This window comes from Ancylobacter dichloromethanicus (assembly GCF_018390645.1).
GTDB classification, from domain to species: Bacteria; Pseudomonadota; Alphaproteobacteria; order Rhizobiales; family Xanthobacteraceae; genus Ancylobacter; species Ancylobacter dichloromethanicus.
Map to the genome: position 1 here is coordinate 54,406 of NZ_JAHBGC010000054.1, position 18,839 is coordinate 73,244.

17 protein-coding genes, 2 pseudogenes and 8 riboswitches are annotated in these 18,839 nt (G+C 58.0%); of the genes and pseudogenes, 8 read left to right on the forward strand and 11 right to left on the reverse strand.

The window, feature by feature from the left end; genetic code table 11:
- Position 1 precedes the first annotated feature (1 nt).
- From KHC23_RS22815 to KHC23_RS22845, 7 genes are all read right to left on the reverse strand, one after another.
- Positions 2 to 1,978, reverse strand: a complete 1,977-nt coding sequence (locus tag KHC23_RS22815; RefSeq protein WP_213376009.1) for a proton-conducting transporter transmembrane domain-containing protein — start codon at positions 1,976 to 1,978, stop codon at positions 2 to 4.
- Positions 1,971 to 2,759, reverse strand: a complete 789-nt coding sequence (gene nuoB, locus KHC23_RS22820; protein ID WP_213376010.1) for an NADH-quinone oxidoreductase subunit NuoB — start codon at positions 2,757 to 2,759, stop codon at positions 1,971 to 1,973. Before nuoB ends, KHC23_RS22815 begins: the two co-directional genes overlap by 8 nt.
- A 9-nt stretch (positions 2,760 to 2,768) precedes the next feature.
- Positions 2,769 to 4,238 carry an NADH-quinone oxidoreductase subunit D-related protein gene (locus KHC23_RS22825; protein ID WP_213376011.1) on the reverse strand — a complete coding sequence of 490 codons (1,470 nt, stop codon included), beginning with the start codon at positions 4,236 to 4,238 and terminating at the stop codon, positions 2,769 to 2,771.
- Positions 4,235 to 5,719, reverse strand: coding sequence for a proton-conducting transporter transmembrane domain-containing protein (locus tag KHC23_RS22830; RefSeq protein ID WP_213376012.1), 1,485 nt, complete (start codon positions 5,717 to 5,719; stop codon positions 4,235 to 4,237). Before KHC23_RS22830 ends, KHC23_RS22825 begins: the two co-directional genes overlap by 4 nt.
- On the reverse strand, positions 5,719 to 6,399 hold the full coding sequence (locus KHC23_RS22835) for a hypothetical protein (RefSeq protein ID WP_213376013.1): 681 nt from the start codon (positions 6,397 to 6,399) through the stop codon (positions 5,719 to 5,721). The genes KHC23_RS22830 and KHC23_RS22835 overlap by 1 nt, the downstream gene beginning before the upstream one ends.
- A 4-nt stretch (positions 6,400 to 6,403) precedes the next feature.
- The gene (locus KHC23_RS22840; protein WP_213376014.1) at positions 6,404 to 7,351 is read right to left on the reverse strand and encodes a respiratory chain complex I subunit 1 family protein; all 948 of its coding nucleotides are present in this window, start codon (positions 7,349 to 7,351) and stop codon (positions 6,404 to 6,406) included.
- A 102-nt stretch (positions 7,352 to 7,453) separates the two neighbouring features.
- Positions 7,454 to 7,516, reverse strand: a riboswitch (Fluoride riboswitch).
- 53 nt (positions 7,517 to 7,569) lie between these two features.
- The gene (locus tag KHC23_RS22845; protein ID WP_246544888.1) at positions 7,570 to 8,076 is read right to left on the reverse strand and encodes an HIT family protein; all 507 of its coding nucleotides are present in this window, start codon (positions 8,074 to 8,076) and stop codon (positions 7,570 to 7,572) included.
- On the opposite strand from KHC23_RS22845, the gene KHC23_RS22850 reads away from it, so the two are divergent.
- Together KHC23_RS22850 and KHC23_RS22855 are read left to right on the forward strand one after the other, a co-directional pair.
- Positions 8,069 to 8,353 (forward strand): DUF211 domain-containing protein, encoded by a 285-nt coding sequence (locus KHC23_RS22850; RefSeq protein ID WP_213376015.1) that lies wholly within the window; start codon positions 8,069 to 8,071, stop codon positions 8,351 to 8,353. The genes KHC23_RS22845 and KHC23_RS22850 overlap by 8 nt on opposite strands.
- Positions 8,350 to 8,901, forward strand: coding sequence for a hypothetical protein (locus KHC23_RS22855; RefSeq protein ID WP_213376016.1), 552 nt, complete (start codon positions 8,350 to 8,352; stop codon positions 8,899 to 8,901). Before KHC23_RS22850 ends, KHC23_RS22855 begins: the two co-directional genes overlap by 4 nt.
- 99 nt (positions 8,902 to 9,000) lie before the next feature.
- Here KHC23_RS22855 and KHC23_RS22860 read toward each other — a convergent pair whose 3' ends face one another.
- Positions 9,001 to 10,905 (reverse strand): glycoside hydrolase family 15 protein, encoded by a 1,905-nt coding sequence (locus KHC23_RS22860; RefSeq protein WP_271188712.1) that lies wholly within the window; start codon positions 10,903 to 10,905, stop codon positions 9,001 to 9,003.
- Between the two features lie 51 nt (positions 10,906 to 10,956).
- Positions 10,957 to 11,017: riboswitch (Fluoride riboswitch) on the reverse strand.
- Between the two features lie 126 nt (positions 11,018 to 11,143).
- Positions 11,144 to 11,206, forward strand: a riboswitch (Fluoride riboswitch).
- A 563-nt stretch (positions 11,207 to 11,769) separates the two neighbouring features.
- Positions 11,770 to 11,830: riboswitch (Fluoride riboswitch) on the forward strand.
- 231 nt (positions 11,831 to 12,061) lie between these two features.
- Between KHC23_RS22860 and KHC23_RS22865 the strand changes: the two genes are divergently transcribed.
- Positions 12,062 to 12,790 (forward strand): helix-turn-helix transcriptional regulator, encoded by a 729-nt coding sequence (locus KHC23_RS22865; protein ID WP_246544889.1) that lies wholly within the window; start codon positions 12,062 to 12,064, stop codon positions 12,788 to 12,790.
- Between the two features lie 250 nt (positions 12,791 to 13,040).
- Here the strand turns inward: KHC23_RS22865 and def are convergent, their stop codons facing one another.
- From def to KHC23_RS22880, 3 genes are all read right to left on the reverse strand, one after another.
- Positions 13,041 to 13,769, reverse strand: a complete 729-nt coding sequence (def, locus tag KHC23_RS22870) for a peptide deformylase (RefSeq protein ID WP_213376017.1) — start codon at positions 13,767 to 13,769, stop codon at positions 13,041 to 13,043.
- Between the two features lie 105 nt (positions 13,770 to 13,874).
- A complete protein-coding gene (locus KHC23_RS22875; protein ID WP_271188713.1) occupies positions 13,875 to 14,486 on the reverse strand; it encodes a 2,3-bisphosphoglycerate-dependent phosphoglycerate mutase in 612 nt (203 codons plus the stop codon).
- Positions 14,487 to 14,715: 229 nt separating this feature from the next.
- A riboswitch (Fluoride riboswitch) is annotated at positions 14,716 to 14,776 on the reverse strand.
- A 254-nt stretch (positions 14,777 to 15,030) separates the two neighbouring features.
- On the reverse strand, positions 15,031 to 15,258 hold the full coding sequence (locus KHC23_RS22880) for a hypothetical protein (RefSeq protein WP_080579883.1): 228 nt from the start codon (positions 15,256 to 15,258) through the stop codon (positions 15,031 to 15,033).
- Positions 15,259 to 15,604: 346 nt separating this feature from the next.
- Positions 15,605 to 15,665: riboswitch (Fluoride riboswitch) on the reverse strand.
- Between the two features lie 196 nt (positions 15,666 to 15,861).
- Positions 15,862 to 15,922, forward strand: a riboswitch (Fluoride riboswitch).
- Between the two features lie 254 nt (positions 15,923 to 16,176).
- Here KHC23_RS22880 and KHC23_RS22885 point away from each other — a divergent pair.
- The 5 genes and pseudogenes from KHC23_RS22885 to KHC23_RS22905 all read left to right on the forward strand — a co-directional run bounded on the left by KHC23_RS22885 (position 16,177) and on the right by KHC23_RS22905 (position 18,738).
- On the forward strand, positions 16,177 to 16,434 hold the full coding sequence (locus tag KHC23_RS22885; RefSeq protein WP_015822504.1) for a hypothetical protein: 258 nt from the start codon (positions 16,177 to 16,179) through the stop codon (positions 16,432 to 16,434).
- 119 nt (positions 16,435 to 16,553) lie between these two features.
- A riboswitch (Fluoride riboswitch) is annotated at positions 16,554 to 16,614 on the forward strand.
- 61 nt (positions 16,615 to 16,675) lie between these two features.
- Positions 16,676 to 16,978, forward strand: coding sequence for a hypothetical protein (locus KHC23_RS22890; RefSeq protein WP_041357709.1), 303 nt, complete (start codon positions 16,676 to 16,678; stop codon positions 16,976 to 16,978).
- A gap of 338 nt (positions 16,979 to 17,316) precedes the next feature.
- Positions 17,317 to 17,589: pseudogene (locus KHC23_RS22895) on the forward strand (tyrosine-type recombinase/integrase); the annotation flags it as partial.
- A 115-nt stretch (positions 17,590 to 17,704) separates the two neighbouring features.
- Positions 17,705 to 17,821, forward strand: a pseudogene (locus tag KHC23_RS22900) (transposase domain-containing protein); the annotation flags it as partial.
- Positions 17,822 to 17,899: 78 nt separating this feature from the next.
- Positions 17,900 to 18,738 (forward strand): IS5-like element ISMdi21 family transposase gene (locus KHC23_RS22905; protein WP_085985065.1). Its coding sequence is split into 2 segments (ribosomal slippage): positions 17,900 to 18,284 and positions 18,284 to 18,738, totalling 840 coding nucleotides; the frame shifts between segments, so codons are not numbered across the junction.
- The last annotated feature ends 101 nt before the right edge of the window (positions 18,739 to 18,839 follow it).

Below are 18,839 nucleotides of genomic sequence, written 5' to 3' on the forward strand. Positions count from 1 at the left end.
GTTAGGACAATGTCAGTCCGAGGACGAGCACAAGAAGCAGTCCGATCAGGCTGAGGTAGAAATTGAGATGCCCCGACTGGAGCAGTCGCAGCTTGCCGGCGACAGCGCGCACCGCTCGAACCGCTGGCTGAAACAGCCAAGGACCGAAGATCGGAGCAACATCGTGTTCGAAGACGAGCTTCGTCACAAAATACCCGCCGGCATCCGCGTCACGTTCGGTCTCGGCCGTTGGGCGATAGACGAAGCTATAGAACGTTCGCATCGCGTTCGAAAACGACAACGACGTTGTCGACGCCGTTGTTGGATCGGGCGAAAGTCCCCCATACCACACAGCGGTGCGTCGGATGGGCCGATGACGACTGACAAGTACGAGACCGATCGGGATGAGCGCCAGGAGTGGCATCACGATGATTAGAAGGCTCGGTGAGATAAAAGCGAATTTGGCCGTGAGCGGCACGAGCAAGAAGCCGTCATGCATCTGTGATGCTACAGCGACGCCGACCTGCCGGAACGTGGCCATGTTCAAAGCCTGAAGCCACACAGGCATTCCCACACCGAGCGCCAGGACCGCCAAGCCGATAAGACCGACGGAGATCGAATAGACACGGCTCACCGGCGCTGGCCGCCGCGCATCGCGGCCCAATACGCCGAGGCCTATCACCTTAACGAAGGTTGCGAACGCCACGGCGGCCGTCAGCGCAAGGCCAGCTCCCGCCAAAGCGAGCACCAGGCGACCGCCGAGAGTTGGCAGGTGGAAGCCTTGGAAGACTGTCTGGAAGACGAACCATTCGCTGACGAAGCCAGCCGTGGGCGGCATTGCTGCGAGACTCATCGCCGCCAGCAGTGCGCCCACGCCGAACACCCAATGGCTGCCGGCGCCGCTATAGGCAATGTGATAGTTCCCGTTGGCGCTCCGCAGTCCGTCTGCTGCGAGAAAGAGTGCTCCCTTGGCGAGGGCGTGGCCGGCGAGATGTAGAAGCGCCACCGTCCAAGCAAGACCGGCAAGGTCTTTGAGATCGTAGCTGCGGAACAGCATTGCTGCACCGAGGGCACCAACGGCGATCGACGCGTTCTCGGCCGACGAGAAACTAAGAAGACAGCGCCAGTCATCCTGCTGGAATGCGTAAAGGATCGTGAGGATCGCGCTGAACGTCGCCACCACGATCACGATCACCGATAGCACTGGGAATGCGTCGCCTGATGTGGCCGGCAGCCAATGCATCAGGGCGCGCGACAAGGCGAAGAATGCAGCGTTCAAGACGACCCCTGACATGATCGCGCCGGTCGCGCCGCTTGCGGAACCATAGGCTCCGGGAAACCACTCGTAGAACGGCAGCAACCCAAGTTTGGCTCCAAAGCCGATAAGAAGGAGCAGGCCGAGACCGATTTGGACCGGGTGGGAAAGCGTGGCCGAGCCGCTGTCGAACTGGGCGAAATCCAAAGCTGACGCGTGAAACCCGAGGATGGCAATCGCGAGCACAAGGGCGACCGCGCCTACTTCCAAAAGGGCGAGCATAAAGAGAACCGTCCGTCCGCGCGCCGGTTCGAGATTCTCCGAGAGGATCATTACAGCGCCACCGAGACTCATCGCCTCCCAGGCGATCAGCAGCCCGGCGCCGTTTTGCAGCCCAAAAACCCCAAGGGCGCCGAGAAGGCTCGTCGAAGCGCCAAGCAGCCAACCACGCATCCCATCACGGGACGGCGACGCGAGCGCGCAAGCAAAACCCGCAGGCACCAGGCCAAACCCCATCAGCCATAGCCCCTCAGCATCAACACGGAAGGTGATGCTTTCGCCCACGAGCTGAGACGGAAGAATGATCGCGTGGCTGGGCTCTGGCAGGATTATGATCGCCGCCACTGCGCCGGCAATAGCGCCGGCGGCCAAAGCAATGCGGGCGAGCACCAATGCGCCGCCCAGTCCGACGATTGCGGCGACGACCCAGAGAATCGCGGCGAACAAAAGAAGTTGGCTAGCCACCGATCTGCCCTCCTTTGACGCGTTGCGGGGCTCGATCAAGAAACATCAGAAGGGCTTCCATAATTGCCGCGGGATTTGGCGGACAACCGGGAAGATAGAGATCGACTGGAAGGATCCCTTCGAGACCGTGGCCACAAGCATAATTGCCGCCGGCAATTCCTCCCGACACGGCGCAGGTGCCAACCGCCATGACCCATCGCGGTTCAGGCATCGCGTCGTAAGCCGCCTTTAACGGCTCGTACATTGCGCTCGTGACCGGGCCAGTCACCAGCAGCAGATCGGCAAAGCGTGGCGAGGGGGTGAAGAAAATCCCCAGCCGATGCAGGTTGTAATAGGGATTGTTGAGTGCCTGTAGCTCGGATTCACACCCATTGCAGGAGCCGGCATCGACGTGGCGAATGTGCAGACTGCGCCGAAACGGGCGGCGGTCTGCATGTGACGCAACAGGATTCCGTGCTCCGCTGTCTGACCACACCAAATCTGTTCGGTCGCGCACGCCGAATGCCCAATCGGCCGACGACTCCATGGCGCCCGTCGGGCAGACCTCGGTGCATAATTGGCAAACGATACAGCGGCCGTAGTCGACCGCCAAGGCGCCCTCTCGCGCTTCGATCGCCTGGGTCGGGCACACGGCTGCACATTCTTCGCACCCCTCTTGGCACGCATCCGGGTTGTAGCGCGGCATGCCGAGCACGCCATCCTGACCATCCTTCCCGGCTTCCCTTGGCCAGGACGTCGTGGCCTTTCCGCTCGCCAATCCAAACAGTGTCCAGAGGGCCATCGACAGCTCCTATCGGTCGCAACCGGCCATGGTGAGACCGAAGCTTGCCTCGTTGATCGCGTAATCCATCATGTTGGTGTCGTGCACGGTGAACGGGAACGCGCGCCAATTGGAGAACGAGGGTGATTTGATTTTGACGCGCGCGAGCCGGCCATCTGCTCCGACATGCACCGCATAAAACAGCGAGCCGCGCGGTCCTTCGGCCCAACCAAGCCCTTCCGAAAGCGGCGGCGGCACGCAATCGGCATGAATTGGTCCGGACTCGAGCAACAAGAGAATCCGTTGACATAAGACAAACGCCGCCTCGACCTCAGCGATGCGGACACGTTCGCGCGCATATGCATCGCCGTCTTTAAGCGTCGGCACCGTTAGTGGAAGATCGGCATACAGCGCGTAGGGATGGTCGCGCCGGAGATCACGATCGAGCCCGGAGGCTCTTTCGATCGGTCCGGTCGCACCCTGATCAAACGCGATTTTCTCGGGAAGAAGACCGGTCGTCATGAGGCGATCGAGATGGCTTTCCGAGTTTTCAAGCCGATTCACGTATGCGACGAATTCTTCCCTGAGGTTTTCAAGCGCATCACCGAGCCATCTGCCGGGATCAAGGTCGCGCCGCAGGCCTCCCGGCGCGAGCACATTGCGCAGAAAGCGGCTTCCGGTGAGCCGCGCATTCAGTTGTTTTGCAGTCTCCTCCAGCAGTTTGCCTTGCGCCTCGCCGACCTTCAGCGTCGTCGTGTGGCAAAGATGTCCGAGGTAATGCAAGTGATTGTACAATCGCTCGAGCTCGGCGAGCAGCACTCGAAGCGCCTTGGCCCGGACCGGCACTTCGCAACCAGCGGCGGCCTCGATAGCCCCACAATACGCCAAGGCATGCCCGAGCGACCCAACGGCTGACACCCGCTCGGCGACGACGGTGGCGCGGCGAGGATCCGCCCCTTCGAAGCACATTTCCATGCCGCGGTGCTTGAAGAAGAGTCGCGGTTGGTAGTGGATGATATGTTCGCCGACATAGAAGAACGTAAACTCCGCCGATTCGAGCACATCGGCTCGAACCGGACCGAAGGGCAATTGCTGGACATCCGAAGCGTCGATATCCGGAAGATGTGGACGGCCGTTGCTTGGCGGATGGGAGCCATCACCGGAACCGTTAATGTGCGTGCTATCGTTGGGTCGAAGGATCAGTGGATAGGGCTCAGGATGCCCAGTGAATTGCACGCCCTGCAAATCCATCATCTCGCGCTCATACCAGCTGAGCAACGGGAGTGTTGGGGCGAGGCTCGGGAGCTCGCGCGCATCCGAGACGATCCAAATCTCGAAATCGGCCTGTTTGGAATTCGAAGTCACATAGCGGACCTCCGGCTCACGCCCTGTCGGTGACCATGCGTAGGCGAACTGCATCCGGCCGCCCGACGTCTGGAGCATTTTGGCGGCTTCCTGAAGCTGCTCATGGGTCAGACGTTTGATTTGTGCACCAATCATCGCAGCGCCTCCGTCGGAGCCGCCGCATCGAGTGCGTGAGCGATTGTCTGAAAGTGCTCCCAAAGAGCATTCGGCCACCAGAGCCCCATCACGAAGAGCGGCACGAGTGCGAGCCACATCGGTAGCAGGCACCATGCGCTGACCGGAACGATCTTTTGATCGGCGATTTCGCCATTCTCAATGTACATCGTACGGAAATGGTTGAGGAATCCCACGAAGATTACGACAAGAAGTACGGCCATCAACGCAATCAGGAAATATTGCTCGCTCGCCAAGCCGGCGCGGATGATCGTCAACTCGCTGAGAAACAGGGCGAACGGAGGAGCGCCGGTGATCGCGACAGCGCCGGCGAGCCACAAGCCACCGAGTACCGGGAGGCGGCTCATGACGTGACGAATGCTCGGGATACGCTTTGTGTCATAGGCTCGCATGACACTGCCGGCGCCGAAGAACATGGCGGATTTGTTCAGCGAGTGGTTGAGCATGTGATAGAGCGCGCCGGCTATTCCCAGCGGGCCGCCGAACCCGAAGCCCAATGCAATGACGCCCATGTGCTCGATGCTGGAATAAGCCATCAGACGTTTGACGCCCTTTTGGCGGACGATGAAAAGTGCCGCGATGAAAAGTGAAAACGCACCGAGCGCCAGAAGCGTGCCGCGGGCGAGATGACTGATGCCGGCGGCATCGGCAACGACGAGATAGCGCACGATGCCGACCATCGCGGTGTTGAGCAGTGCGCCGGAGAGCAAGGCCGAGACCGGAGCGGGGCCTTCGCTATGGGCATCCGGCAGCCAGGTATGCATGGGCGCCAAACCGACCTTGGTGCCGTAGCCGATAAGGACCAGCAAGAAAGACAATGACACGAGCGATGGATTGAGCTTGGGAGCGGCCTGTTGAAGTGTGTCCCAGGTCATGTCGTACGTTGGCCCGAGAACGAAGGTGCCACTCCAATAGAACAGGACAGTGCCAAGAAGCGCGAGGCTAATTCCGGCCGAGACAACGATGATGTATTTCCACGCCGCTTCGATGCTCGCCGCTTCGCGTTCGAAGGCGACCAGGAAGGTGCTGATCAGGGTCGTGAGCTCGATCGCGATCCAGTAAAGACCGGCGTTGTTCATCATCGGACCGACGAGGGTGCTCAGGCCGAAACCAGCGAATAGGGCGTAGAATCGATGAAGCCGATCCTCTTCGCCGAGCAAGCGCATGTATCCAACGGCGTAGATTGAGGCGAGAAAATAAACAATTGCGGCGCACAGGATCGTCCACGAGCCGAGGCCGTCGATGATGACGTAATCGCCCCAGAACGTAAGTTTTGCGTCGCCTCGAAGAAACACGATCGCAACGATCGACAGCAACGAAATCGCGCTCGCAACGAGATTTAGCGCTTCCGCAACCCGCGGATGACGTATGAGCAGAATCAACACGATGGCGACTGCCGGCGCCACTGTTAGAACGAGGGTTAGGAGGCCAATGGTGCTCATCATCCCACCAGACGTTTGAGCTGCAGCGAGCTGGTGGTCCCAACGAGGCTCAACAGATATTGGACGAGGACGCCAAAACAGGCGACCACGATCAAGAGATCGAACAAGATCACGATTTCGATCAGCAGAGGCATCCCCGGCACGAGGATCTGTGCGCCGAGAAACACGCCATTCTCCAGAACGAGCAAGCCGAGTATCTGACTGATCGCTTCGTGACGGACCGAGAGCATGAGAAAGCCGATCAGCTTCATCGACAGCATGACCGTCAGCGCGAGGACGACGATCGTTCCGGCAAGGTTGAGCGCAGCACCGATTCTGTAAGAGACAGCGAGTGCGAAGATGACCGCGAAGGCGCCTATGACCAGGCTCGAGCTCGCCTGCAGAATAACATGCACCTCACGATGCACCTCTAGGCGACGGATAATGCGAAGGATCAGATAGGGCAGAAGAAGCCCCCGAAACGCCGCGGTCAGAATGGCGACGATGTAGAGCTCTGCGTAGTTTCCGTAGTAGCCGACCGCGCCGGACAGAATGGCGATCAGCCAGGACTGTGCCGCAAAAGCGTATAGATAGTGCCGAAGCCAGCGTGACCCCAGCATTACGAATGACAGCAGAAGGCTGCCGATCGCAAGGAGGCTGAAGAGAGAGGCGGGGAGGGGATCGAGGTGTGCCGCAAGCATTGGACTAACTCAGCTGCGTGCCGACGATCGCCAGGATCGCAAGCAGAAATGATGCGGCCAGGGGCTCTTGGTATCGGTAAAAGCGGAGACGGGATTGAGCCGTCTCGACGAGAACCACGACGCATGCCACGACGAGAAACTTAAGGGCGAGGGTGCCGATCGATCCAAGAACGCCAAGCGCGGCACCTTGATAGGAGAGGCCCCAAGGGAACAGCAGTACGTTGCAGAAGATCGTGTAAAGGATGAATTGCTTCATCATCGATGCCCATCGGAGGATTGCGAGCATCGGCCCCGAATATTCGAGGATGCGAGCCTCTTCGATCATGTAGACTTCGATGTGCGTGCTTGAATGGATCGGAAGACGATCCGTTTCGACCAAAATCAGCACGAAAAACGCCGCCACCAGAAAGAGATGAGTCGGGCCCCAGTAGATCCATGGCTGAGCTACCAGAAGATGATTGACCACGAACGGCAGCATCGCCTTGGCGAGCAACGTGATCCCCACGAATACGAGGATCAGCGTGGGTTCGGCCAGAATGGCGACCATGACCGCGCGACTGGAGCCGATCCCGCCGTAAGCGCTACGGGTGTCGAGGCCGGCGAGCGTGATCATGAACGAGCCCAATGTGAGAATGAGCCCGCCGCCGAGAATATCGCCCATGTCCGAGAGCGGCAGCGGGAAATTCGTCAATACCGGGATGAGGATTGGCACCGTGAGCGTGGTGGTGAAGGCCACAATCGGAGCCGCCCAATAGAGCCAGGAAGCTGTTTCGGGCACCACGATCTGCTTGTGGAACAGCTTCCAAAGATCACGATAAGGTTGAAAGATTCCTGGGCCTTGGCTGCGTTGAACACGTTCCTCAAATTGTAAGATCACGCCCTGCAGTAGCGGCGCGAGCAGAAGGGTGACGAGGACCTGCGCGATCTGAAGCAGAATGTCGCGGACCGTCATCAGCGGCCTCCCTCACCGGGATCAGCCACTGGCAGATCAATCGACCGAATACCTGCTTGGGGGGACCGCGTAATCAAGACATGCTGCTCCGTCTGCCAAATCGGCTCGACAGGAGTCATCAGCCCTGAGGGCGGTTAAAAGGCGAACTCCATCGCCATCTTTCATAGGCTGGCCCTCGCCCTCCCCGTTGTCAAGGGGTCGGGAAGGATCGTCGCATTTTAGTAGCGCATTTTGTCCGGAATCACCGCCCGGACTCCCCCGACAGGGTTCTGGACGTCCCCTTTGCGACGCGGGATCAAATGGACGTGGCAGTGAAAAATGGTCTGGCCCGAAACAGCTCCGACATTCGCCCCCACATTGAAGCCCTTCACGGAAGCGTCGTCTTTTTCGATATCGGACCGCAAACGCCATATTAGATCGTTGACGGCAGCGAGTTCTGCTTCCGTCAGGTCGAAATAGGTAGGGGCGTGGCGATAGGGAAGAACGAGCGTGTGAAGCGCGGTGACGGGCGTCGTGTCACGGACGGCGAAAGCGAGCGAATTTCGCATTACGATGGTCGTGGCGTCGCGTAGGGAGCAGAAGACGCATGGCGCGTCAGCTACGCTCGCGGGCTGAGGTTCCGACTTCGCTTTTGTCATCCGGCGAATATAGTCCGTATCGACGAGATTCCAATTTCGCATTTTTGAGCGGCTGCCCCAAGAGAGAAGGTGTAACAGAATGAACATTCGGCAATTGCTTCTCGACGTTGACAAGGCCGTCGCGCGGCCCTCTCTGATTGAAATTGCAACCGCGATCGACGGATGCCGGGGGGTCGAGGCCGTTAATCTGACTGTGGAGGAAATTGATATCGAGACAGTCGGCATGAACGTGACGATCGAGGGCGACAACATGGATTTCGACGAGATCACGAAGGCGATCGAATCCACAGGCGCGGTGGTTCATAGCCTCGACGAAATCGCCATCGGCGCTCGCATTATCCCGCGCATTGCCCGCGTCCGATGAGTGCGATCGATCTCATTCGTCACCCGAACAATAGGCTCGACGTCGTTGCCGGTCTCATTGACGGGATCTTAAATGCCTTGGCTTTGGCAGCAGGCCGCCTCGTCCACACCGGCGGGGAAGGGGCCACCTTGAGCCTCGCCATGCGCGTCAGTGTGGCTGCAGGTGCGACCACGATCTTCGTCTTCTTCGTCGCTCACTATGCTCAACTGCGCCTCGAACTCGTGCGCCACGAGCGCGAACTCAACTTCACAGCTCATGGAAAACTGGCAGCTACGAGACTCGGTCGCAGCGTCTTCTTCGAATCTCTGTTCAAGGCCTTTCTGGCGGCGGGGTTCAGCCTCGTCGGCGCGCTGTTCCCACTTATTCTGTGCACATTGCTACCGTCTCCGCCGTGGCTCGGCCTGGCTATCACGATCGTCGCGCTCGGCGGCCTTGGTGCGCTCCTTGCAAAAACCTTTTATGGATCGCCCTGGCTTTGGTCGGTGGGCCTTTTCATCGGTGGCATCGTTCTTACTTTTGTCGGTATGAAACTGGACCTTGTCGGCTAGCGCGCGATCGTGATGCGAGCGAGCCGTGACGCCCTTCCTTCGCCGGCGCGCGACGCATGGCACTCACTCCCCACTGCACGATAGCGAACGCTGATCGCATCAATCGCGGATGCGCAGCAGCGCGGTGTTCCAGGGTTTACTGAGCTTCATAGCTGAATTGATGAGGCCGACCATCGAATAGCTCTGCGGAAAGTTTCCCCAAAGCTCGCCTGTGTCCGGATCCACGTCTTCGGACAGCAATCCAACGTGGTTGCGACAAGCAAGAACGGCTTCGAAGATCGTCCTCGCCTCGTCGCGGCGTCCTATGGCTACCAGGGCGTCAACATACCAGAATGTGCAGACCGTAAACGCGGTCTTTGGCCAGCCGAAATCATCCGGCTTTGTATATCGCATAAGATGATGGCCGCGTTTCAACGCTGCGCCGACGCTTTCAACAGTCGCGATAAAACGTTTGTCGTCGGCGGAGACAAGTCCGATCTCGTGCAGCAATAGCAGGCTGGCGTCTAGTCCATTTCCCTTGAGAGTTGCCACAAATGTACCGGTCTTTGAATTCCACCCTTCATGAAGCACGCGTTCGCGTATCGGCTTGGCCTTTGCCGACCAATATTCGGTGCGGTCATGAAGGCCCAGCTGGCTGGCAATGGCGCTCAGGCGATCGCAAGCGGCCCAGCACATCGCACTCGTATACGTGTTTACCCCGCTGCTACCTCTTAGCTCCCAGAGACTTGCGTCGGCGTTAAATGCGACGTTCGCCGCGACCTCGCCGAGCCGCTCAAGCCGGCGGAAAAGTGCTTGATCGCCTTGCTTGGGCAATCGTTCGTCGAAGAACATCTGTGTCGCTGCGAGTACGGCACTTCCATAGACATCATTCTGCACCTGGCGATCTGCGCCGTTCCCAATACGCACCGGTTTGGTGCCGCGATATCCTGTCAGGTGCGGTAGTTCTCTCTCGATCAACCTGTGTCCTGGAACAATACCGTATACCGGGCTAAGCTGACGGTCGTTTTCCAGGGCCGCGACATTTGTGATGAAGGCTATGAACTCCTCCATCGTCTTCGTTGTTCCCAACTGATTTAGCGCGTTCACAACGAAGTAAGCGTCTCTGAGCCAGCAATATCGGTAGTCCCAGTTGCGAACTGTGTCGGGCGCTTCCGGGATGGACGTTGTTAGCGCCGCGATTATCGCCCCTGTTTCCTCAAAACTGCATAATTTCAATGTGATCGCTGCACGGATGACGACATCCTGCCACTCAAAGGGGATGGAAAGATACCTGGACCAGTCCAGCCAATACTCTTCCGTCTTCTCCAGAAACTCGCGCGCTTGCTCTTCAACGGATTCGCTGAGGTAGTGATCGGCGCCTAGAATAAGGTCGACAGGCTCCGTCAACACGAACGGGATCTCTTCGGCCAAATAGGAAACAGAGCTCTCGGATGTGATGCGGAATGACAGTCCGTTTCTATGATAGCTGACGTGATTGCTTCCGACCGTTGACGCGAAGGACTCATTCGCGAACGCAGCGTGTGGCCGCACGCGAAGAGTTATGCGAGGGCTTCCTGACAGCGGAACGAGCCGACGAACAAGGACCGGCGGCCTGACCAGCCGCTCATTTGCCTTAAACCGCGGCGCGAAATCGATGATTTCAACTTCCCCGCCGTTCCGGTCGGTCAAGCGAGTGCTGAGAATTGCGGTATTTCGTCGATAGGTTTGTTTGCATTGTACTTGGTGCTGAAGTTCGACAGCAAACGAGCCGTCCCTGCCATCGGACCGATTGATGAGATCGTCGAAGATGGTGTCGCTATCCACGCGTGGGTAGCAACACCAGACCATACGCGCAGAGCGATCGATGAGCGCTGCGATCGTGCAGTTCCCAACGGTGCCGAGGTTGAGGGATTGTTCGTGTCCTTGATGTCCACCGACCGCGGGGACCGCTGAAGGTTCTCTGACCTTGGCAGGCTCGTCTTCGCTAACTTTCGTTGTCGCGGCTTTGTTCGGCTGGATATGCACACACGTCCTCCTGTCGGATGAAACGGCCGGCCTGGCACGGCCGTTCTCTTCGATTCGACAGGAGTCATCAGCTATCGAGCGTTTCAAGGGAGACCCCATTCCCACGCTCAGATTGCGGTCATTGGGCATCGCGGTCAAGGCAAGCTGTTCTTCGGGCACGCTCGTCGATCGTTCCAGAGCAATCATCGGCGACGTAACCGAACAGGTTTCGCCAACAGACTAGACGTGGTATGATACGATGAACTTGGGGGATGGAGTCCTCCTTTAACCGCCAACGCCGGCTGATGACTCCTACTACGAAGGCGAGGTCGTCGCGTCGTGGTGGCAGTTTGCTCTCGTCTCGCGCCGATCCTGCCGCAACATGGAGGTAGAGATGGGTTCCCTTTTGCGTGAACTTGGACATGCGGTCATTGCGATCGGCATTGGCCTTGCCGGCTGGATGACTGCGCACTTGCCTACCGTTGCGACCGAGATAAAGATGGCGCCAGCGGTTATCAGACCTGACCGTCGTTCTCGCAGCTGATTCCTACAATGCTTGGCCGGCGGGACGCAGCGGACGGTGTCGCTTTCACGCCGCCCGTTGCGGGTCAGATTGCTGGATGAGCATTTCGGAGAAATTCGATTGCACCGTCGCGTGAATTTTTCGCGCGTTTTCTTGACGCCGGTCAGAGCGTTCCAGGCATAGAACAGCCGAGCTGGAGAGCACATTCCCACCGCAGATAGCGCAAGGCGGCTATGCAAATTCCTCAACTGATGGGATTGCAAGGGCTGGCGCTTGTCGGAGCCGCCACGCTGAGAAATGTCGAACGGCAGGCGCGGCGCGCGCTCTTGCATTGATTGAGGCATCGCCGTAGCCTTTCTACACATCGAGTCGGGGATGGAGTCCCCCACAACCGCCCACAAGGCTGATGACTCCTACTGCGCGGCTTCGCGGCAGTGGGAGGTTGTGTGTCTCAGTCCGGCCCGTTTCCAACCATTGATCGGCGTAATTGCCCTCGGCCGTCGGGAGTATCCGAACGCCGTATCGGAGGTCGTCGCACGATCTCCTTGTTCCTAGCGCCATGCGTCAAGCACCCCTTTCGCGTCAATCGCAGCCTGCAGGCGGCTACGAGTCCAAACATCTGAGGGGCCTTCGATGCCAAGACGCCCGCCAAAGATGACGCAGCATCTCGTCAAGACCTGGGACTTCATCGAACGCATGGAGCAAGCTCCGAACGCGACTGGGATCGAACGCTGCCTTCTCGATCTGGCCGGCCTGTTTGGCTTCACTTCAGTCTTTGGTGGCGTTGTCCCCGATTCCGATACGCCCCGGACAGATATCGGTTCGAGGATTCTTATTCAACGGATGCCGAGCGAATGGATGAAGCGGTATAACGAGCGCGACTATGTTTTCCGGGATCCGATCGTGGCGCATCTTCAGGATGCGCGAACGCCATTTGGCTGGGCCGACGCTTACGAACAGTGCCCGCGCCCCGAGGACGTCAGACTCATTGAAGGCGAGGCGCGCGAGTTTGGTCTGCGGAGCGGACACGTCGTCCCCGTGCCCACGCTCGATGGTCGGATCACGGCGATCTCTTTTGGTGGCAGCGATGCCGAGACTAGCGACGAAGCGAAGGATGCCCTCACTTTCGCAGCCGCCTATGCCGTGGGTCGATTGCTCCATGTCCCTCGCGTGACGAACGACGCAGAGGTGAGGATAACGCCCCGAGAAACCGACTGTCTTCTGTGGGCGGCCGAGGGAAAGAGTGATTGGGATATCGCAACGATTTTGGGAATTTCCCGGCCGACCGTTTTGAAGCATGTCCGATCGGCTCGCGACAAATTGGATGCTGCAAACCGAACCCATGCGGTGGTCAAGGCAATGCGGCGACACCTCATCCGGTAGCCGGACAGACCCGACCGGCGTGGCCTGCAGAGGAGGGAAGGGAAGGTCCCCCGGCGCTGCTCGTGTTAAGACGGAGGGATATCGTGATGAAAGATTCAGAAGAGAAAAACGAGTATCGTCACAGACAAGCTGCAGCCTGTCATACCGCGGCAACAGCCTCAGGTGTCGCAGAGGTGCGACAAGCCTTCCTTAATCTTGAGCAGGGCTGGCTTCAGCTGATCGGAGCCGCTCCAGAGACATCTGACATCCGTCACGCCGAAGCCGACCTGAAGGTGGATAAAGTGAAGTCGAAAAGGGCGCGACGCAAATCTGAGAACGCTATCCCACGGAAAAATAAATAGGCGCTGGTCTCGCCGTCGGTACAATACTGCAGGGAATCGAAAATGATCGTTTGATCTTTCCCGTTGCACAAGCGCGCAATTCGCGCGTCGGCTTTGCTATGCTGGCCATATCCGCTATGGCCTTCGTATTGACGGCGGACTTTGCGAAAGTGGTCTCTTGCGCGCTGCCGACGTAGCCTCGACACTCGGTCGTAGAAAAGGATACCGTCAGTGTGGTCAACTTCGTGCTGCACGCATACGGCGAGACGACCGGTCGCACGTAAAAGGTGATATTCGCTACCGAGGTCAAGATAGCGAACTTCGATCTCTATATGACGCGGCACCGGAATGGCATAGCCTGGCATGGACAGACAGCCTTCTTCACCAACAATCATCTCGTCGGAAACGCTAATAATTGAGGGATTGACCATCGCGAGGCGATGACGTTGCCCAGTGCCGTCCGGCATATCAATCACGACAAGTCGCAGGGGCACGCCAATCTGCACAGCAGCGAGACCCGCCCCTTGTGCGTGGTCCATTATAGTGAACATCTGGTGCGCTAGACTGCGAATAGCCTCGTCGATGACCCCAACTGGCTCGGACGGCCTCGACAACAGCGGATGATCAATCGGCAAGATTGGGTCGCCGGGGATGCTCATGATTCGTCGGCGCGCTCGCCGCCCTTGGTTGGTTCAGCTGCTATTTGCTCTTGGCTCATAGATCGCGACCTATAGACACGGCAGGCCTGCGGTGAATGTGATCCGTCAGCGCGTGACAGGGATCTCTTTCCGTTCGACGATCACCCCCAGGACATCGAATCGATAAAGCAAGATCGTCCCTGTCGCGAAGCTGACATTGACGATCTGCTGAGGTGTCAATTGATCAAGCGACATCACGATCGAACGCAATGAATTCCCGTGAGCTACGACGAGAACTCGCTTTCCAAGCGAGAGAAGCGGCCGGATGCGTTCATCGAAAAAGGGCAGCGTCCTACCGGCGGTCATTGCGAGGCTTTCGCCGCCGGGCGGCGCGACGTCATAGGATCGCCGCCACTGGGCGACACGTTCCTCGCCCCAACGCGCACGCGCGGCGTCTCGAGTCATTCCCGCGAGCTCGCCGTAATTTCGCTCGTTCAGCGCAGCCTCATTAAAGACCGGAACTGATCTTGCATGAAGCTCCCGGAGGATGAGCTGGAGCGATTGTTGGGCTCGTTTAAGTTCGCTTGTGAATGCGACATCGTAGTGAAAGCCGCTCGCTTGAAGGGTGCGGCCGACCTCAATTGCTTCTCGCACCCCATTCGAGGTCAGTGGCGGGTCCTTCAACCCGGTGAAGCGATCCTGCTTGTTAAACTCGCTTTCGCCGTGCCTGACCAGCACTAGGACGCCAGCTCCCCGCTCGACAGAAGGCGCAAACGAGGAGACGGCCAAGGACGACTTACGACCCCTTCGAGAACGGACTACCTCAGTGACGAAAGGCTTCTTGTTGACAGACGTTTGATACGATGGAGCCACATGTCCTCCGAGCTACCCGCATTGGCGGCAGTCGGAATGTTGCGGTCGATCCCCGCAAGGTGGGATCTCCGTGACACACTCCTGCCGCGCTTTCGAGACGGCAGGAGTCATCAGCCTTTCGGCGGTTAAAGGGAGACTCCATTCCCCCTGTGACATTCGCGCGTTGCCGGGCAGGCGTCAACGACGAATATGCTCTGTGCCTGCTGGTCGCGCGGAAGAACGGTCACGATCGGTTCGTCGGCTTCCGGGACTACTATACACTATACACCTCGACAGGGTGTCGCTCCTGCGGATAACGGATTGTCGTTGAAACATTTGAGCCGAGAAGCCATATGAATTTCAGTCCTGGACCTGATCTCGCTGAATGTTCGACGTCCAATTCCAAATCTATGGCCGCCGTGCCGCTGCTTCATGAGAATGAGACGCCATTTTGTTCGATATATTGCCAAACGCCATCGATGTACTTCGGCTTTTGGTTTCGTGGTTGGTGAGGAGATGGCTCGCAGACCGCGATGGGATCTGATCCTGGGAAGGACTCCTCCAGGCCCTCTTCGAGCTTTTCCTCGAGATCCCGCTGTTCGGCCACCTTTGTCTTGTTCTCGGTTGTTTTGTTCTTAAGTTTCGATTTGTTTGGCATTGCAGGCCTCTCTGATTATTTATGCTCCAGCAAGGGGTGGAGAGACATACGGTAATTCGACGAGATGCCTCGGCGATCGCCGGCTCTCTAATGGGCAGCGGCGTCGCAACCTCGCTCACCGGGACTTCGCCGCAGCTAGTTCAATCGCACCAGCGACCAATCCCATCACGAAGGTCGCAAGCACAATTTCGCCGGGGGCGTCACTCAAGTACGCAATGTATCCCACGATCCAGAGCGATCCGACCAACCAGATTGCGATTGACAAAGAATTCGGAAGTTTTCCCATCGTCACCCCCTCGGTAGGGGCAGCGGGACCGGTCGGGCAAATGCTCCTACCGGCGCTTCGCGCCCGGTAGGAGTCATCAGCCTCTCGGCGGGTATCGGGGGACTCCATCCCCATTAATGTTTTGACAAAAAAATGGTACTCTCGAATTTCTGACTGGGCAAGGCGTAGCGGCAGCCAAAAGGTACCTCAAAAGGCCAACAAGGCTTCGACGCGAATGTTCTTCCTGTTGGCGGATGCTGCGCAGTCTTGGTGCCGCCTGCTCGCCGAGTTTCCATAACGGCCAGTTAGACATTGCCAGGAGGCGAGGGCTTGGTTAAATCTCCAGCTGGGATGGGGTCCTCCTTCAAGCGCCGATCGGCTGATGACTCCTGTCACGTTAACCCGTGGTGGGATTGCGTCGCTGGCAGTGACTGCCTTCTCGTCCGGGCCCGCACAACCGGAAGAGAGGCGATGCGCAATTTATTGAGTAATATTCCGCTTACCCCATCCGACGCGATATACGGAGCGAGACGTGCGTGAGCCGCATTCGGGCAGCGATCTAGGGCGTTCCCACGCGTCCATGGCTCGCAATCGCCAAACGCCGGCGACGCGTGGGGTGCGTCCTCCACTTACTTTCAAACTGAGAAGCCAACATGAGCTCAGATTCCACTGCCTCCGCGCATGCTGATCTTGGACTGAATCCCGCGACCTGTTCGACCACAGATCGCGTGCGGATGGCGACGGTTCCTCTGCTTGACGAGAAGGGTGTGACGATCCTGTACGATATGTACGTTGATGGCGTGTGGCATGGATCGAAGCGGACGCTTGCGCAGTGCGAGAGCTATTTCAAGTTCATCGGCGAGCAAGATTTGACAGCCGACAGTCAGGACCGACGAAAATCAACGCGATGATTAGCTATTGCTACGCTTGTGGGGGATACCAGCGTTGCATAGAAGATGTCGGTCGAAGAGGGGTATTATGAGATATGATTTTGTCTATGAAGGCTGAGGAAGTACCGTCGCTCAGGACCTTCGGTGAAGGGGATGGAGTTCCCCATTAAACGCCGCAAGGCTGATGACTCCTGCCACGCCCAGTGCAGGCAGGTCTCTTTGTAAAAGCCCCTCCCGCGCTCGGCTCGCAGGCTGAATGCCGATGGGAGTGGTTGAATTGTATAGGCTGCATTCCGGACGGGCTTGTCGGACCCGTAATCTCGCGAACGCCTTCCTGGGTGAAACGACGCTTCTGCTGAAAGCTGTCGAGGCCTATGAAGAGATTGATCGGTTGAAGGCGGCTGCAGAAGGAAAACTTGGCCGCCTCGAGGATTTTCAAGTGTTCGCCCCGCCAAAGTTCGTCGTCTACGAAAATAGTATCGGCCACCGTGGTGTGTTCATTGCGTCGATGCAGCACGAGATCGTCTTTTCTATACCCAGCTACAACGTCTTACCGATTATCTAAACGTGCTGCCGGCGTTGGCGATCTCGCCCGAGACAACCAAGCAGAGCGCAAGGGACGCTCTCACCAAGATCACCTGCACGATAGTTCTTGGTGAAGCGTTAGGGCGCCGTCTGAGAAAACTTGTCCCACGATCCACTCTGACGCACCGTGCAGATACTCTTGTACGACGCGTGCAATAAAATGCTATACCTCCGCGCGCCCATGGCGCATAATTTCATTATTAGAATCAATGACTTATGTTCCATAATGAAGGTTAAGCGAATACATAAACTTCATATAAATCAATAACTTAGCCGCCGCGCTCGACGTCGGATTTTGGCACTGGGATCGTGCGCGTCGCCAGCAAGAGGTGTCCATCATTGGCGTCCAAGCGGGTGTCGCCGCATGTGCTGAGGCACAGCGCTGCGATGGAGCTGCTGCAAGCGGGCGTCGATTGCGCCGTGATCGCGCTATGGCTCGGCCATGAATCGATCGAAACGACGCAGACCTACCTGCATGCCCATCTCGCACTCAAGGAAGCAGCCCTGGCAAAGCTCAAACCGTACGAACGTGGCAAGCGAACCCGCTTCCGGCCGAGTGATCGCCTGCTCGCCTTCCTTCAGGCGCTGTAAGAAGCCAGACTATGCCGAATGGAAACTGGGGCGATGTCCGCTCCATGGGCCGCAAGCGCGCGCAAACGACGGCTTGCTTCCAGAACCGTTCGGCATAGTTCGGCGGGCGGCATAAACCGCAAAGATGAACGGCATCGACCCGGAAGGTTATCTTCGCGCCGCCATACATCGCATCGCCGATCACCCGATGAAGCGGATCGACGAACTCCTGCCCTGGAGCCTCAACTTCTAAGTGTCTGTCCGGGAAGAAGTTGAATCCTATGAATCATTTGTGATTCAAGAGAGGTGGCCTGATTCGGAGGGGCCGCCGATGTGGACGAATGAAAACCGCGCGCGGTATGACCGCAGCCATTTGCGCTATCCCAGCGACCTCACCGACGACGAATGGAAACTGGTCGAACCGTTGATCCCGCCAGGCAGGCGCGGCGGTGACAAACGCACAGTGATCATGCGCGAGGTTGTGAACGGCCTCATGTATATTCTCTCCACCGGTTGTCAGTGGCGAGCCATCCCGAAAGACCTGCCGCCGCGCTCGACGTTGTACGATTATTTCGACCTGTGGAGTTGGAATCGCACGCTCGATCTCATACATCATGAGCTCTATGTAAAATGCCGCGAAGCGATCGGCCGGGAAGCCAGTCCCACCGCCGCCGTTATCGATAGCCAAAGCGTCAAAAGCGCTGAAAAAGGGGGGCTTCGATTGATCCGCCGGGCTACGACGCGGGAAAGAAGATCAAGGGCAAGAAGCGGCACATTCTCGTCGATACGCAAGGCCTGTTGATTCATGCCATCGTTCATGCTGCTGACATTCAGGATCGCGACGGCGGCTCGTTCGTGATGGCGACCATGTTCGGCTTGTATCCGTTCCTGATGAAACTCTACGCCGACGGCGGCTATCAAGGCCCGTTGTTTCGCCGCGCCGTGGCAAAAATAATGGAGCGGGTGAATGTGGAGATCGTCAAGCGTTCCGATCACGCAAAAGGATTTGTTGTCCTCCCGAAGCGGTGGGTCGTCGAACGAACGTTCGCATGGCTCGGGCGGTGCAGACGTCTCGCCAAAGATTGGGAGAATCTCAATCGCAAGGCGCTCGCATTTCTGCGCCTCGCTTCAATCAGGCTCATGCTGAGAAAACTATGCAATCCTGCATGATCTCTCCGGACAGACTCTAAGTGTCTGTCCGAAGAGTAGTTGAATCAGGTGCCGTCCGGAATGCGGTTGGAATTCGGCTTGGCGAATTCTCCGGGAACATG